The sequence below is a fragment of the Sphingomonas sp. GW821-FHT04B01 genome (assembly GCF_059420425.1).
This window is the reverse complement of record NZ_JBWKTR010000006.1, coordinates 248,853-262,607: the sequence shown is the minus strand read 5'-3', so window position 1 is coordinate 262,607 and position 13,755 is coordinate 248,853. Positions and strand designations below refer to the sequence as shown.

The 13,755-nt window shown below is 67.1% G+C and carries 15 protein-coding genes and 1 pseudogene; 8 read left to right on the top strand and 8 right to left on the bottom strand.

Annotated features, from left to right (window positions below):
* Positions 1 to 19: 19 nt before the first annotated feature.
* The 5 genes from AC07UH_RS15475 to AC07UH_RS15455 form a co-directional block, all read right to left on the bottom strand.
* Positions 20 to 526, bottom strand: a complete 507-nt coding sequence (locus AC07UH_RS15475) for a DUF3800 domain-containing protein (RefSeq protein ID WP_495180934.1) — start codon at positions 524 to 526, stop codon at positions 20 to 22.
* Positions 527 to 638: 112 nt separating this feature from the next.
* Positions 639 to 1,574 (bottom strand): DUF4238 domain-containing protein, encoded by a 936-nt coding sequence (locus AC07UH_RS15470; RefSeq protein WP_495180933.1) that lies wholly within the window; start codon positions 1,572 to 1,574, stop codon positions 639 to 641.
* A 572-nt stretch (positions 1,575 to 2,146) separates the two neighbouring features.
* Entirely contained in the window at positions 2,147 to 3,670 is a 1,524-nt protein-coding gene (locus tag AC07UH_RS15465; protein ID WP_495180932.1) for a hypothetical protein, read from the bottom strand.
* Between the two features lie 504 nt (positions 3,671 to 4,174).
* A complete protein-coding gene (locus AC07UH_RS15460; protein WP_038662272.1) occupies positions 4,175 to 4,360 on the bottom strand; it encodes a hypothetical protein in 186 nt (61 codons plus the stop codon).
* 16 nt (positions 4,361 to 4,376) lie between these two features.
* Positions 4,377 to 5,141, bottom strand: a complete 765-nt coding sequence (locus AC07UH_RS15455) for a M15 family metallopeptidase (protein WP_137897931.1) — start codon at positions 5,139 to 5,141, stop codon at positions 4,377 to 4,379.
* Positions 5,142 to 5,187: 46 nt separating this feature from the next.
* Between AC07UH_RS15455 and AC07UH_RS15450 the strand changes: the two genes are divergently transcribed.
* The 5 genes and pseudogenes from AC07UH_RS15450 (at position 5,188) to AC07UH_RS15430 (ending at position 8,153) form a co-directional block, all read left to right on the top strand.
* Entirely contained in the window at positions 5,188 to 5,856 is a 669-nt protein-coding gene (locus AC07UH_RS15450; protein WP_495180931.1) for an RluA family pseudouridine synthase, read from the top strand.
* Positions 5,857 to 5,866: 10 nt separating this feature from the next.
* Positions 5,867 to 6,292, top strand: coding sequence for an alternative ribosome rescue aminoacyl-tRNA hydrolase ArfB (gene arfB, locus AC07UH_RS15445; protein ID WP_495180930.1), 426 nt, complete (start codon positions 5,867 to 5,869; stop codon positions 6,290 to 6,292).
* 171 nt (positions 6,293 to 6,463) lie between these two features.
* A complete protein-coding gene (locus tag AC07UH_RS15440; RefSeq protein WP_038662263.1) occupies positions 6,464 to 6,946 on the top strand; it encodes a GAF domain-containing protein in 483 nt (160 codons plus the stop codon).
* 116 nt (positions 6,947 to 7,062) lie between these two features.
* Positions 7,063 to 7,755, top strand: a pseudogene (locus AC07UH_RS15435) (RcnB family protein); the annotation flags it as partial.
* Between the two features lie 344 nt (positions 7,756 to 8,099).
* A complete protein-coding gene (locus AC07UH_RS15430) occupies positions 8,100 to 8,153 on the top strand; it encodes a hypothetical protein (protein ID WP_495180942.1) in 54 nt (17 codons plus the stop codon).
* 258 nt (positions 8,154 to 8,411) lie between these two features.
* Here AC07UH_RS15430 and AC07UH_RS15425 read toward each other — a convergent pair whose 3' ends face one another.
* From AC07UH_RS15425 to AC07UH_RS15415, 3 genes are read right to left on the bottom strand one after another with little or no spacing between them, the layout of a single operon-like run.
* On the bottom strand, positions 8,412 to 8,873 hold the full coding sequence (locus tag AC07UH_RS15425; RefSeq protein ID WP_495180929.1) for a cytidine deaminase: 462 nt from the start codon (positions 8,871 to 8,873) through the stop codon (positions 8,412 to 8,414).
* Positions 8,870 to 9,547 carry a GH25 family lysozyme gene (locus AC07UH_RS15420; RefSeq protein WP_495180928.1) on the bottom strand — a complete coding sequence of 226 codons (678 nt, stop codon included), beginning with the start codon at positions 9,545 to 9,547 and terminating at the stop codon, positions 8,870 to 8,872. Before AC07UH_RS15420 ends, AC07UH_RS15425 begins: the two co-directional genes overlap by 4 nt.
* Positions 9,547 to 10,029, bottom strand: a complete 483-nt coding sequence (locus tag AC07UH_RS15415) for a UPF0262 family protein (RefSeq protein WP_038662250.1) — start codon at positions 10,027 to 10,029, stop codon at positions 9,547 to 9,549. The genes AC07UH_RS15420 and AC07UH_RS15415 overlap by 1 nt, the downstream gene beginning before the upstream one ends.
* Positions 10,030 to 10,109: 80 nt before the next feature.
* Here AC07UH_RS15415 and AC07UH_RS15410 point away from each other — a divergent pair, with 80 nt between their 5' ends.
* The 3 genes from AC07UH_RS15410 (at position 10,110) to AC07UH_RS15400 (ending at position 13,745) form a co-directional block, all read left to right on the top strand.
* Complete coding sequence (locus AC07UH_RS15410) at positions 10,110 to 11,603, top strand: replicative DNA helicase (protein WP_052075808.1); 1,494 nt, start codon at positions 10,110 to 10,112, stop codon at positions 11,601 to 11,603.
* Positions 11,604 to 11,907: 304 nt separating this feature from the next.
* On the top strand, positions 11,908 to 13,374 hold the full coding sequence (locus AC07UH_RS15405) for a L,D-transpeptidase family protein (RefSeq protein ID WP_495180927.1): 1,467 nt from the start codon (positions 11,908 to 11,910) through the stop codon (positions 13,372 to 13,374).
* An 11-nt stretch (positions 13,375 to 13,385) separates the two neighbouring features.
* Positions 13,386 to 13,745, top strand: coding sequence for a hypothetical protein (locus tag AC07UH_RS15400; protein WP_249340556.1), 360 nt, complete (start codon positions 13,386 to 13,388; stop codon positions 13,743 to 13,745).
* Positions 13,746 to 13,755 lie beyond the last annotated feature (10 nt).

Sequence of the window (13,755 nt, the reverse complement as noted above, 5' to 3'; positions counted from 1 at the left end):
GCTTGCCGCCAACTTCCTCTCAGGCGTGGCGCTCGCAACAGCTCTCGCGTTCTGGCTGTGAATGAGTCTGAGCCCTAAAAACGATGCGCGCCGCAGCGTCGTCGCTTTTGTCAATTTGGGCTCGCCGGCTGCACCAGGACGTGACGCGCTCGAGCAGTAGCCGTAGGCACCAATTATAGAATTCGTCGCGGCCCATAGCCTTTCCGATGCGGGGGTTCCGTCTGCCGCGCATGTTCGTCTTGTGACTGGCGACGGAGAATAGGCGCACATGCTTCGTAGATAGCATGCGACACACCCTTTCACGGTTGCTCTGGCTCAGATTGCGGTAATGCAACGTCTGCCGCTGCTGCATTCTAACGGCCTCTCGCATATCGCGTAGCCAGTCTACGACGTCGCCATCTCGCTCGGCGCTGACAACGGCGGCCGAGACGACGAACCACTCGGAGGCGCCGGCAGGCAACTTGGCCTTTACCCCGGGATCGCCTGCCTCGTCGATATAAACGGAAAACTGAGGACGCGTTGGCATCGCCCGAGCTTAGTGCGAACTTCCGTCGGAGTCTCGCTCTCGCCGCAACGGCAATTTCTTAAACCTATTTTCAAGTTGAAGCGGCGACTGTGCCGCCTACTGATGTGAGAAGTCATGATCTCAAGATGCCGCCGAAACTGGCAAGCAGGCTTTCAGTGGGGTGGATGCCTGGGATCAGCCGAACAAAAGCGTCCACCGGATTGAAATCATCGCGGTAAAGCAGATGCTCTGATCGGCTGAATGCTTCTTCGATAATCGGCCTCTCAGATCGATAAAACACCATCGAGCGCGCATGTACTTGCACGACCTTGTTTAAGGCGTCGTCCTCTGCGCGGTTCACCGTCATAGTCGCTAGCCGCGGCTCTACCCGGTAGCTTGGCGGACAGATGTAAAGCACGCTGATCCACGGTGTAATAGGCACGAGCATTGTCAAATGGTGGGTATGCTCGGCCGGCGGATAAAGATCGTGATAAAAGCCGTCACCGTAGATGAATTCACGTTCGGGCGAAAATAGGACCAGCGCCTTACCTTTGCTGCCTATATTTTTAGTCAGGACACGCTGTGACCTTTGCATGTTAGCACCGATAAGCGTGTTGCGCTCGCGTTCGGGCAGCGGTCCTCGCAACGACTCAGCAAGAGAAACCGAACGCTCTCGATGCATCGGACTGCGAATAGCCAGCGATACCAGCGAGGCGAACAGGGCTGACATCTCCTCCGTGGTGGCAGGCTGCCTGAGCACTCGTTCCAACTGTTGCCGCTCGAATGGCGGTCCGGAGCGATCTAGATTGTCGAGCCACGCGATCACCCGTGGAAAGGCATCATCGGCCTTTTGGAACTCACCCTCATAGTTGTTGTTACGCCAGCTCTCCGCTTCGCTGTTCCCCATTTTGATGAAGTGACCGTTCCCAATCACTCCGAAGCTCGACGGCTTCGCGCGCTGGACGTGGCCATCCGGTTTTAGCCAATGTACGCCGCCGTTCGCGTCTGCCCAGTGCTTGGACACGCACTCGGGCCACCAATGATGCCGTTTCGCCTGTGACTTCGTCATGCGCCTTACTAAGCGAGTAAAGGGCCGGCAGATCAACGCACGAAGGTGAGGCGCTCATCGTCAACTCGCGAACGAGCGCTTCCAAATCACGATGCGTGATTATCTGGTGATTGCTCACCCGCAAATTCCAAGTTGGGATACCTTTAAAAGTCGCCGAAAACCAACGGTATCGACGCCATCAGAACCTAAAATGTGGTATTTCCGGTATATCCGGCAATAGGCTGCGGGGTTCGCGAGCCGTTCACGTCTGTAGGGCAGGGGCCTTGTTCCCGCTGTTCCCGACGCAGTGATTGCCAGCGTGGTTCCTGCCCACGCGGGCGCCGTGCAGGGCGCCAAACGTGCGTTAGGCGGGTCTTAACCATATAACGGTATTGCGATCGCCAAGGCAATTCGGCCCGGCGCCCCGCCAGCTTGTGTCACTACGGACGGCGGGGCGTCTCCTATCGTCGATCAGACCCCATATCGCTCGTTGCCGCCACTGGCGTTGCAATAGCGGCCGCCACCCGGTCCGACGCAGATAGTGTGGCCGGACACGGAGGATGAGCCAGCCGAGTTCTGAGCCGAGGCGTGCTTTAATCTGACCGTCCTGCCGGGCCAGAAAGCGCAAGCTCGCAACTTTCCACGCGTCCCGTCTTTGTTTGGATGGGGCGGCATGTGCCCGGTCGGATCGCCAACCCGAACCTGCCGAGCGTTGCGATCCCCGCTGCGTCGGTCGGCGCTTCCGCCAGCGATCGCACGAAGGGGGCCGCCCGGATCATGCTCAGCGCCCGCGCACCCAGCAAATCGCCACGTGTCAGCGGAAACGTCCCGCCCACCCGCACGAAGCGCGCGTCGTCGGGAAGGGCATGGATCAGGAACCCGAGCGGCGTATCACCCGGCAGAACATAGACCGTTCCAGTGCGATGAAGCGCCGTCATTCCCCGCGCGCCGAACCAGTCCGCGGTGAACGGTGCCCGCCCCCATCCCGCGTGATGCGTCGTCATCGACAGGAGGACCGCCGCAACGATCATCACGCGCGGCGTCCAGCGATCACGAACCGGCGGCAATATTCGGAGCGCTGCAAGGACCATCACGCCGCTCAGCATTTCGATTGTCACGAGATAGCGCAGGATGGCGAAGGCGAATAGCCACACGAGATAGGTGGCCAAGGCAAACGTCGCGACCAGCAGCGCTGCGCTGGACCGCCCGTCCCGATCATCGCGGCGAACGATGCAGCCAATCGCGACCAATATGGCAGCGGACAGGCCGATGGGGTAACGTCGATCGACCAGCGGCACTTCGGTCCCCGGCGTCCTGTCGCCGATCAGCCAATGCCAGGGATAAGTGACGATCCCGGACCAGTCCCGCGGCAGGAAGGTCGTGTCGATCACCGGCGAGGCAGGCGCGAACGGGGACCGGAACACCTGATTGAAGACCGGGAACACCGGATTGCCGAACATCGTCCACATCCGCCACGCCCACCATCCCCCGGTCAGCGCAAATCCGGCTGCGCCCCCGATCGTCAAAGCGACGACCGCCGCCGGTGACAGCCTGCGAACGAGCACGCAGGCTGTCACGGCCCCAGCGAGGCCGATCGCCAACGGCACGTTCGTCAGCTTCAGCCCACAGGCCGCGCCCATCAAGATTCCGGCAACGGCGACGTAGCGCTGGGCTCTGGCGGGATCAGGGGACCGCATGGCGACGATCACCGCGTAGATCGCGCCTAGAACGGCGATGCTGAGCGTCGAATCGAGGAAGGTCGTTCCCGCCTCGCCGAACATGATCGCGCCGCTCATCCCGATCGCAACGCAGGCATAGCTCGACCGCACCCGAGCCTCGCGCGGCAGATCTCCAGCGACCGCGTCGGCAATGAGATAGATCAACGGCGCGTTCAGCCCGCTCGCCGCCGCCAGCGCGGCTGACGCCAGCCACGGGGGCAAGGACGTTATCGCCAGAAAGGCGGGAACATAGCCGATCGGGTTGAACCATGATTGCAGCCCCGACGGCGCGACATTGACGTCGTAGCGCCCACTCAACAGCAATGCCGGCGATGCGAAGTGATAATTCAGCAGGTCCCAATTATAGTCCTGCCCCGACAGCCAGCCGACCACCATCATCAGCACGACGCCTGCAAACCCCGCGATCACCGGGTTCGCTGGCCGCCGCCATGCTTTTGCCGCCGTGCCCGGAGCTGCGTCTGCCGCAATGAGACTTATCCGGCCCATGACGATCCGGGGTATTCCGGGCGTGGTTAAGGTCGCGTGATCGGCCACCCGGAGGAGTAGGTGATGGGGTCGGTCATGGAGCCAATATGGAATGGGGACGTGTCGGCGATCGGCATGGCCGTCTGGGCATCAAGCCTTGCCCTCCCGCTCGGAAGCAGGGCTATCGCATATGAAGCGCGCCAACTTCCAAGCCCACTCCGTCACCCCAGACTTGTTCCGGGGTCCACCCCGCGGCGGGGAGAAAGGCTTGATTCGACGCCGTTCTCTCGCGGCCGGTGAACCCCGGAACGAGTCCGGGGTGACGAATCCCATAAGGACACCGGTCGAGCCTCATCACCGCAGCCATATGCGCTAGCCCTCCCGTTCGGAAGGGGCGGGCACTGGTCCATAGCGCGGTCAGCGCAGCAGCGCGCCGATCGCTTGCAGGATGGTGGCACCGCCGAGCGGCGCGATCAGCAGCAGCACGATGTTGACGCCGACGACGACCTCCATCGTCTTGCGTTGCCGCGGGGTCAGGCGGCGCGGCGGCGGCTTGGGTTCCCAACGGGGTGGGGGTGGTTGGTCGCGGAAGTCGACGAACATGGACCCTCCTCGTGCGTCAGCGGCGACGCTTCTTCTTCGGCTCGGGCGCGGGCCAGACCGGTAGCGCGACATACACGATCGGCAGCACCCTGGCGATGGTCCGTGCGCCATCGACCGCGGGGTTGGCGGGAAATTGCGCGCGTGCCTTGGCGAAGATGAAGCGCGCGCGGGCGGCGCCCGGCGCGGTCGCGCTGGTGCCGACCCAGCGCCAATGCCACGGCTCCCACTTCACATTCTGCTTGTTGCCGCCGGGGAAGGACATTTCGAAGCCGAAGCGCGGCGCATTGGCGACCAGCCAGCGCGCCGCCGGCGTCGCCGCCATGCACGCCTCGGCATCGGGGCAGCCGTTCGCCGGGCGGACCGCGAAATCGAGCGCATAGCCGGTCGAATGTTCGCTGTGGCCGGGCGGCGCGACGGAAATCGCGCGGGTCGCGTCGGGATCGCCGCCCGCATCGGGATGTTCGCGGCAGAAGACGCTCGCCTGACGGATGATCGAACGGTGGCAGGAGAGCGCGCGAAGCTGGCCCATCACCGCCGGATCGCCCTGTGCCGCGGCGAGCAGCCGCTCGAGATCGGGGATCATGTCGCGGCGGACCATGCAGCCGTTGAGCGCGAAGCCAGCCGGCGCGGCCACCAGTTCGTCGGGCGGCGCGTCGCCGTAGGGAAGGTGGCCGTAGACGCGGCCGTCGCGCGCCATGCTCGCCGAAGCGCCGGCGCAGACCTGCGCGGTCGCGGGGGCGGCGAGAACCATGGTGGCGAGCAGAAGAGCGGCGCGACGCATCGCGCGCCTCTGGCGCGGACGGGCAGGGAGTGGCAAGGCGTTTCTCATGCATGGCGACCGCGTATTGTTCATCGACGGCGAGGCTCTGGTCATCGACAAGCCCGCGGGCTTGCCGGTCGACAAACCGCGCGACGGCTCCCTCAGTCTGGAGAATCACCTCGATTCGCTGAAGTTCGGCTTCCAGCGCTGGCCCACCGCGGTGCACCGGCTCGACCGCGACACCAGCGGCTGCCTGCTGCTGTCGCGCAATCCCAAGGCGCAGGCGCGCTTCCAGCAGGCGTTCGAGCGCGGCGAGGTGGAGAAACGCTATCTCGCGATCCTCGCTGGCGTGCCGGAGGCAAGCGAGGGCGTGATCGAGATGCCGCTCGGCAAGGTCAGCACGCGCGAGGAGGGCTGGCGGATCGTCGAGGACCCCAAGGGCAAGGCATCGCGCACCGCCTGGCGGCTGCTCGCCACGCGTGACGGCCGCGCGCTGGTCGAGTTCCGGCCGACGACCGGGCGGACGCACCAGATCCGCGTCCATGCCGCGAGCGGGCTCGGCCTGCCCGTGGTCGGCGATCCCGTCTATGGCGCCGGCGAGCCGGGCGGCATGATGCTGCATGCGGCGGCGCTGACCGTGCTACGCGCCAACAAGGACCCGATCGTCGCCGAGGCGCCGCTGCCCGAGCGGTTCGGCGTCTGGCCGGGGATCGTGTCGGCGGCGCCGGCGGACTAGGCGACCCGCCGTGCCGCTGATCCAGGTGACGCGATCGATCGCGATCGACGAGCGCGAGGTGGAGGAGAGCTTCACGCGTTCGTCGGGGCCGGGCGGGCAGCACGTCAACACCACCGACAGCGCGGTGCTGCTGCGCTTCGACGTCTGGGGCTCGCCCAATCTGCCCGATCTGGTCAAGACGCGGATGAGCGTGCTGGCGGGATCGCGGCTGAGCAAGGACGGCGTGCTGACGCTGCGCGGCGAGAGCAATCGGTCGCAGGAAATGAACCGGCGCGAGGTGCGCGAGCGGCTGGTCGCGTTGATCCAGGAAGCGACGATCGTGCCGAAGAAGCGCCGGCCGACCAAGCCGAGCAAATCGGCGAAGGCGCGGCGGGTCGACGAGAAGAAGGGGCGCAGCTCCGTGAAGGCCGGGCGCGGGCGGGTGCGGGTGGAGTAGGGGGGATGCCCTCCGTCGCTTTCGCATATTGGTGACCGGTGAGGATCGATCGGCTTCCTCATCAGGTACGTCACCCCGGAACCAGTCCGGGGTGACGGAGAAGGCTTGGAAAGCGCGGTGCCGACAGGACGCCTATATGCGTTGCACCGTATCGCCCCTACATCGCGCGGCATGTATCAGTTCGACATCTCCGCCGGCTCGAAGGCCGATCTGTATCGCGATCTGCTGTCGGCGCTCGATGCGCTGACCGCGGATGAGCCCGATGCCATCGCCAATATGGCCAATGCCTCGGCGCTGATCTGGCAGTATCTGCCGGACCTCAACTGGGCGGGCTTCTATCGGCTGGTCGGCGACGAGCTCGTGCTCGGGCCGTTCCAGGGCAAGGCGGCGTGCATCCGCATCGCGCTCGGCAAGGGCGTGTGCGGCACCGCGGCGGCGACGCGGACGACGCAATTGGTCGAGGACGTCCATGCCTTTCCCGGTCACATCGCCTGCGACGCGGCGAGCCGGTCGGAGCTGGTGGTGCCGATCGTCCGAGACGGAATGCTGGTCGGCGTGCTCGATCTCGACAGTCCGGAAGCCGCGCGCTTCGATGCCGAGGATGCCGCCGGCTGCGAGGCGCTCGCGGCGTTGTTGGCGAGCCGAACCCTTTGATCCGAAACGGGACTGCCGGCGGTCTGGCGACTCCGGGGGTGAAATGATAGGCTGATTGCTAATGTGACGTTAACCGTCGGCGTCGGGGGCGGCGTACGGGCAGCAGGGAGAAGACGATGCGGACGTGGTGGATTGCGACGGCCGGCCTGGTGCTGGGTGCCGCCGGCGGTGCGGATGCGCAGCGGGTGATCGCCCATGGCCCCGACGGCCAGCGCGCGGGGGCCGGCTATCCCGCGCCGGTCGTGGGCGTGGCGCCGCCGAAGACCATCCAGTCGTGGCAGGCGCCGCGCGGCGGCTACCGTCGGCCGGTCGCCGCCCCCGCGGGTCAATCGCGTTGGGGCAGCAAGGTCGGTGGTCGCTGGTGGGGCGGCGCCAACGCGCCCGGCGGCTGGAGCGCCTATCGCAGGCCGTACCGCGGCTATGCCTTGCCGCGCTATTGGGTCGCCCCGCGCTTTTACGTCACCGACTGGCAGGGCTATGGCCTGAGCCGGCCGATGCCGGGTTACAATTGGGTGCGCTATTACGACGATGCGGTGCTGATCGACGCGCGCGGATCGGTGTTCGACACGCGTGATGGCATCGATTGGGACGGTTATGGCGGCGACGGCTATGCGCCGGACGATCGCGGCTACGACGATCGCGGCTATGACGACCGGAGCTACGAGCCGCGCAGCTATGCGCGACGCGACGATGGTCTGGGTGGCGCCGTGGTCGGCGCGGCCGCTGGCGGGGTCGCGGGCAATGTGATCGCCGGCCGCGGCAACCGCCTCGGCGGGACGGTGATCGGTGCCGGCGTCGGCGCCGCCGCGGGCTATGCGATCGATCGTGCCGAGGATCGGCGCGAGCCGCCGCCGCCGCCGGCCTATCGCCGCGACTATGACGTGCCGGTCGCACCGGATCGCGCGCCACCGCCCCCGCCGGTCGGCTACGCGCCGGGCGGGGAGGCCTGGCGTTCGGCCGACGGGACGACGACGGTGACGACGTCGAGCGGCAGCGGCGGCTATTATCGCGGCGGCTATTATTATCCGGGCGCATCCTCGACCACCGTCGTGGTGCAGAGCGCACCGGTGGTGACGACGACGACCACCGAAACCTATGAGGATGCGGTGACCTATACGCGGCGTCCGGCGGTGCGGACCAAGACGCGGCGGGTGTGGCGGCCGGCGCCGAAGTGCAATTGCCGGTGATGGTGCCGGCTGCCGGCTGATTGGACGGGGTGGTCGGGCCTTGGTGGGACCCCGATTTACCCCGGCGAAGGGCATCCCCCCCCTCCAGTGTTCCCGCGAAAGCGGGAATCCAGGGCCAGGCAAGACACCGAATGTTTGCGCGCGTGACTCCTGGGCGCTGCCTGCGCGGGAGCACTAATAGTCTTTTGCGGACGTTTCACGAAGTCTGGGTCGTGTCGGGAAGGTGGTCGTACGTCATCACGTAACCTCCACCCAACGAGACCCAGCCTCCGTCGGGCCTAGCCGATCCCCAGATTCGCCGGGCCGAAGGCGTGCGGGAGCAACTCCGACAATCGGTAGCTGGCGATCGCGTCGCCTTCGGCCCCGCCGCAATGGACCGCGAGATCGCGGCCGCCGAGTTGCGCCGCCTCGTTGAGCACCTGGCGGCACCGCCCGCACGGGCTAACCGGGGCGGTGCCGGTGGCGCGGCCGTCCGCATCCATCGCGCCGCCGATCACCCCGACCGCGACGACCTCGCGCAGCCGGCCGGCGGCGCTGGCGGTGGCGATCGCCACCGTCTCGGCGCAGAGCGACAGGCCGTAGCTGGCATTCTCGACATTGGCGCCGGTAATCAGGCTGCCGTCGGTCATCAGGAGCGCCGCGCCGACCGCGAAGCGCGAATATGGCGCGTGGGCGTGACGCGCCGCCTCGCGCGCGGCGGCGATGAGGCGGGCAGGGGTTTCGATGGGGTCTTGGGTCATGGTGCGACGACGTCCCAGTTCACGGGGCCTTCGATGCCGTCGATGCGGCGGATGTCGCTCGCGCGCCACATCCGCCACGCACGCGCGGCATAAGCGGGGGGGAAGAGATTGGCGGTCGCCCAGACCGGGCGCTCGATCGCCGCCGAAATCGTATAGTCCGACTCGACGGGCTTGCTGAGGCGCAGCAGCACCGGCTTGCGGGTGTGCGTCTCGACCATCGTGATGAAGGTGCGCAGCTCGCGGACGAGGTCGGCGCGTTCGGGCCGGGCGGTACAATCGGCGCGATAGTCGACGTCGACCGCGGCGGGCAAGGCGTCGGCGGTGCGCGGCACGAAGGCGTTGAACGCATTCGCCTGGTCGGCGCCCGGCTGGCACAGCGAATAGAGGTGCACCGCACCGCGGCGCAGCCCCGCCTCGGGCACCGCGGACCAGTTCGCCTCGAACCCCGGATCGCGGCGGTCCTTGCCGGAGGTGGCGACCAGATAGGCGAAGTCGGCGCCGCGCGCGCGCACCGTGCCCCATTCGATCGCGCCGGGATTCTCGGGCAGGTCGAGGCCCTGCAACGGATATTGGCTGGCGGCGGGATGCCAGCCGGTCGCGAAGCTCCAGCCGCCGATGCCGATCGCCCCGGCCGCGACGAGCGCTCCGGCTGCCTTGAGAAGGAAGGATGCCATCAGCCGCGCAGGTGCAGCACGCAGATCAGCGTGAACAGGCGGCGGGCGGTGTCGAAATCGACGTCGATCTTGCCGGCGAGCCGCTCGCGCAGCGTTTCGGCGGCTTCGTTGTGGACGGCGCGGCGGGCCATATCGACGGTCTCGATCTGTTGCGGGGTGGAGGCCCGTATCGCCTGGTAATAGCTATCGCAAATCGCGAAATAGTCCTTGATCGACCGGCGGAAGCGGCCGAGCGCCAGCACCAGCGTCTCGAGATGGCTGCGATCCTCGCGGTGGATGTGGATGCCGAGCCGTCCCTCCGCCGATTCGAGCGTGATGCGATAGGGGCCGGCATAGCCATCGGCATGGACGCGCTGGGGCGCGAAATGATTGCCCTCCAGCAGGTCGAAAATCGCGATCCGCCGCTCCTGCTCGACGTCGGCCGAGCGCCAGCCGATGCTGTGCTCGTCGAGCGTCACGTCGATGATCCGCGGGTCGGCCATCGTCGTCCGATAGTGGGCGATGCCGATCACGACAATTACGAGTTTGTCCGGCGGGGCCGCGCGGGGGTATGATCGGCGTCATGGCCACACTCGCATTCCCGATTCCGGCGACTCCCGCCGAACCGCTCCAGCTGCCCCGCAACGTCGAAGCCGAAGCCGCGATGCTCGGCGCGATGATGATCGACAACCGGCTCGCCGACGACCTGCTCGACCGGCTCGAACCGGCGCATTTCTACGAACCCGTCCACGGCCGCATCTTCGCGGCGATCAAGACGCTGCGCGTCAACGACATGCTCGCGACGCCGGTGACGCTGCGGCCGATGTTCGAGGCGGACGAGGGGATGCGCGAGCTGGGCGGGCCGTCCTATCTCGCCAGCCTGACCGGCTCGGGCGCCGGGCTGATCGGCGCGCGCCAGTTCGCGACGCAGATCTACGATCTCGCCATGCTGCGCGCGTTGGTCAGCGTCGGCCGCACGCTCGTCGAGCGGGCGATGGACACGTCCGAAGAGGTCAATCCGCGCGCGCAGATCGAACTGGCCGAAGAGGAGCTGTACAAGGTCGCCGGCGACGGCGGCGCGGAAAACGCCACCAAGACCTTCGCGCAGGCGACGACGATGGCGGTCAAGATGGCCGAGCGCGCGCTTAATTCGGGCGGCCACCTATCGGGCGTCACCACGGGGCTCGACAGCGTCAACGCCAAGATCGGCGGCATGCACCATTCCGACTTGATGATCCTCGCCGGCCGTCCGGGCATGGGCAAGACCTCGCTCGCAACCAATATTGCGTTCAACGCGGCGCGGCGCTGGATGCGCGACATGGCCGACGGCATCCCGCCGAGCGAATCGGTCGGCGCCAAGGTCGTCTTCTTCAGCCTCGAAATGAGCGCCGACCAGCTCGCGACGCGTATCCTCGCCGAGCAATCGGGGATCAGCTCCGAATCGCTGCGCATGGGCAAGATCAGCAAGGCCGAGTTCGGCCAGCTCGCCGCGGCCGCGGCGGAGCTGGAGACGCTGCCGCTGTTCATCGACGATACCGGCGGCCTCAGCATCAGCGCGCTGCACACGCGCGTGCGGCGTCTCCAGCGGCGCCACAACAACGAGATCGGCCTCGTCGTGGTCGACTATCTCCAGCTGCTGACCAGCGGCGGCAAGGGCGGCAAGGAGAATCGCGTCCAGGAGATCTCCGAGATTTCGCGCGGGTTGAAGACGCTGGCCAAGGACATGAACGTGCCGGTGCTGGCGCTGTCGCAGCTCAGCCGCGCGGTCGAAAGCCGCGAGGACAAGCGGCCGATGCTCTCCGACCTTCGCGAATCGGGGTCGATCGAGCAGGACGCCGACATGGTCTGGTTCGTGTTCCGCGAGGATTATTACACCGGGCAGCGCGAGCCGAAGCGACCGATGGAGGGCGACGAGGCCAAGGTGTTCGAGGATCACGCCAAATGGGCGAGCGACATGGAGCGCGTCTATGGCCTCGCCGAGCTGATCGTCGCCAAGCAGCGTCACGGCTCGACCGGCAAGGTGGTGCTGAAATTCGACCCGACGATCACCAAGTTCAGCGACTACGCGGGCTATTGATCGGGCGTATACTGGCCCCATTCTCCCCGTCACCCCGGACTTGTTCCGGGGTCCACCGTGCGGCGAGGAGAACCGCTTGAGGCTCGAACGCTGCTCTGGCGGACGGGTGGACCCCGGAACAAGTCCGGGGTGACGGGTTTTGTGGGCTCGGCGCTGGCGCGCTGCGTCGACGCGGACGGTTACGATCCCGACAACCATATCGTAAATAATCAGGCGGTTGCCGTAGTCAGCGCCATCCCGTTCAGCCTAGAGCGAGGTGCACGGTGCCACGGACTCCACGAGGGCGTTTGCCCGGGGGAATATGATGAGACGAACGACTGCGGCGGTGATGATGGCCACGATGCTCCTGCCGGTGGTGCCGGTTTCCGCACAGGTGACGCCGCCGGCGCCGGTGGTGCCCGTGCCGGTGCCGGCGGTCCAGGTCGTGCCGCCGGTGGTGATGCCGACGGTGCCGCTGCCGCAACTGACCGAGGCGCAGGCGACGCAGCTCGCCAAGCTGCTCGGCAAGGATACGATGGCGCAGGGGCTGGCGCTGGTGCCGCCGCCGACGGCAACCGCCGAGGCGCGCGATGCGCTGGTCCGCGAGGCGCTGGATCATGCCCGTGCGGTCCATGCCGGGCGGCTCGCCGAAACGGATTTCCAGCGCGACTGGGGGCTGCGCCCGCCGGTGTTCGACCCGCTGCCCGGCTTCGCCGACGCGGTGAAGCGCGACCGGATCGCCGCCTGGTTCGCGGCGCTGCCGCCGCCTTACGCCGGCTATGACGGGCTGAAACTCGGGCTCGACCGTTATCGCGGCATCGCCGCGGCAGGGGGTTGGCCGACGCTGGCGGGCGGCCCCGATCTCGGCTTCGGCGCCACCGGCGCGCGCGTCGTCGCGCTGCGCCAGCGACTCGCGGTCGAGGACAAGGACGTCGCGACCAGCGGATCGACGTTCGATGCCGAACTGGTCGAGGCGGTGCGCCGCGCGCAGCGCCGCTACGGCCTCAACCCGACCGGCACCGTCTCGACGCAGACGCTCGCCGCGCTGAACGTGCCGACCGCGGCGCGGGTGCGGCAGATCATGGCGAATATGGAGCGCTGGCGCTGGCTGCCGCAGGACCTGCCCAAGGATCGCATCCAGGTGAACATCGCCGCGGCGGTGCTCACCGTGTTCGACGGCGACGCGCCGGTGATGTCGATGCGTGCAGTCACCGGCCGGCCGGGCGACGAGACGCCGATGCTGTCCTCGACGATCCACAGCATCGTCATCAACCCGCCGTGGAATGTGCCGACCTCGATCGCCACCAAGGAATTGTGGCCCAAGCAGAAGCGCGATCCGGGGTATTTCAAGCGCAACGGCTTCCGCGTGATCGACGGCACCCGCCTGCAACAGGTGGCCGGTGACCAGAGCGCGCTCGGGCGGTTCAAATTCGACTTCGACAACGCCTTTTCGGTCTATCTCCACGACACGCCGTCGCGCGCCAAGTTCGCGAGCTTCAGCCGGCTCGCCAGCCACGGCTGCGTGCGGCTGGAGAAGCCCGCCGACCTCGCGCAACTGCTGCTGAAGGGCGATCCGGCGTGGACGCCGGAGGCGATCGACGCGGCGGTGGCGAAGGGCGATACGGTCCGCGCGCGGCTGACCAAGCCGGTATCGGTCTATCTGCTCTACTGGACCGCATTCGCCAGCGGCAGCGGCCAGATGAATTTCCGCGACGATCCTTATGGCTGGGACGGGACGCTGGCGGCGAAGATCGAGGCGCGCTCGGCGCGTCAGGCACTTGCGGCACGATGACGAGGGAAACGATGAGCTTTCGCACCAGGACGATGACGGTGGCGGCGCTGGCCGCCGGGCTGCTGGCGGTAAGCGCCTGCTCGCGCTCCGAGCCGGAGGGGCCGATGGACGACAATGCGCTCGGCCTCGACCAGCCGATGACCAATGCGACCGACGATATCGCGCCGGTCGAGACGCCCAGCGCGATCCCCGAGCCGACGCCGGACGCCAATGCCGCCGCCGCGATCGAGCCGCCGCCCGAGGCGCCGATCAAGCCCGACGCGCAAGTGCTCGACGACGCCGATGCGACCGGCATGACCGCGCGGGTGACGCGCGACGAGGTGCCGGCGCGCGACGAGACCGCAGTCCCGAACGACCAGGCTCCGCAATAAGGGACGCGGC

What these genes read in the sequence shown, in the direction of transcription:
- AC07UH_RS15475 (WP_495180934.1), bottom strand. Translation starts at nt 526, where the DNA reads ATGCCAACGCGTCCTCAGTTTTCCGTTTATATCGACGAGGCAGGCGAT.
- AC07UH_RS15470 (WP_495180933.1), bottom strand. Translation starts at nt 1,574, where the DNA reads ATGACGAAGTCACAGGCGAAACGGCATCATTGGTGGCCCGAGTGCGTG.
- AC07UH_RS15465 (WP_495180932.1), bottom strand. Translation starts at nt 3,670, where the DNA reads ATGATGGTGGTCGGCTGGCTGTCGGGGCAGGACTATAATTGGGACCTG.
- AC07UH_RS15460 (WP_038662272.1), bottom strand. Translation starts at nt 4,360, where the DNA reads ATGTTCGTCGACTTCCGCGACCAACCACCCCCACCCCGTTGGGAACCC.
- AC07UH_RS15455 (WP_137897931.1), bottom strand. Translation starts at nt 5,141, where the DNA reads ATGCGTCGCGCCGCTCTTCTGCTCGCCACCATGGTTCTCGCCGCCCCC.
- AC07UH_RS15450 (WP_495180931.1), top strand. Translation starts at nt 5,188, where the DNA reads ATGCATGGCGACCGCGTATTGTTCATCGACGGCGAGGCTCTGGTCATC.
- AC07UH_RS15440 (WP_038662263.1), top strand. Translation starts at nt 6,464, where the DNA reads ATGTATCAGTTCGACATCTCCGCCGGCTCGAAGGCCGATCTGTATCGC.
- AC07UH_RS15425 (WP_495180929.1), bottom strand. Translation starts at nt 8,873, where the DNA reads ATGACCCAAGACCCCATCGAAACCCCTGCCCGCCTCATCGCCGCCGCG.
- AC07UH_RS15420 (WP_495180928.1), bottom strand. Translation starts at nt 9,547, where the DNA reads ATGGCATCCTTCCTTCTCAAGGCAGCCGGAGCGCTCGTCGCGGCCGGG.
- AC07UH_RS15415 (WP_038662250.1), bottom strand. Translation starts at nt 10,029, where the DNA reads ATGGCCGACCCGCGGATCATCGACGTGACGCTCGACGAGCACAGCATC.
- AC07UH_RS15410 (WP_052075808.1), top strand. Translation starts at nt 10,110, where the DNA reads ATGGCCACACTCGCATTCCCGATTCCGGCGACTCCCGCCGAACCGCTC.
- AC07UH_RS15405 (WP_495180927.1), top strand. Translation starts at nt 11,908, where the DNA reads ATGAGACGAACGACTGCGGCGGTGATGATGGCCACGATGCTCCTGCCG.
- AC07UH_RS15400 (WP_249340556.1), top strand. Translation starts at nt 13,386, where the DNA reads ATGAGCTTTCGCACCAGGACGATGACGGTGGCGGCGCTGGCCGCCGGG.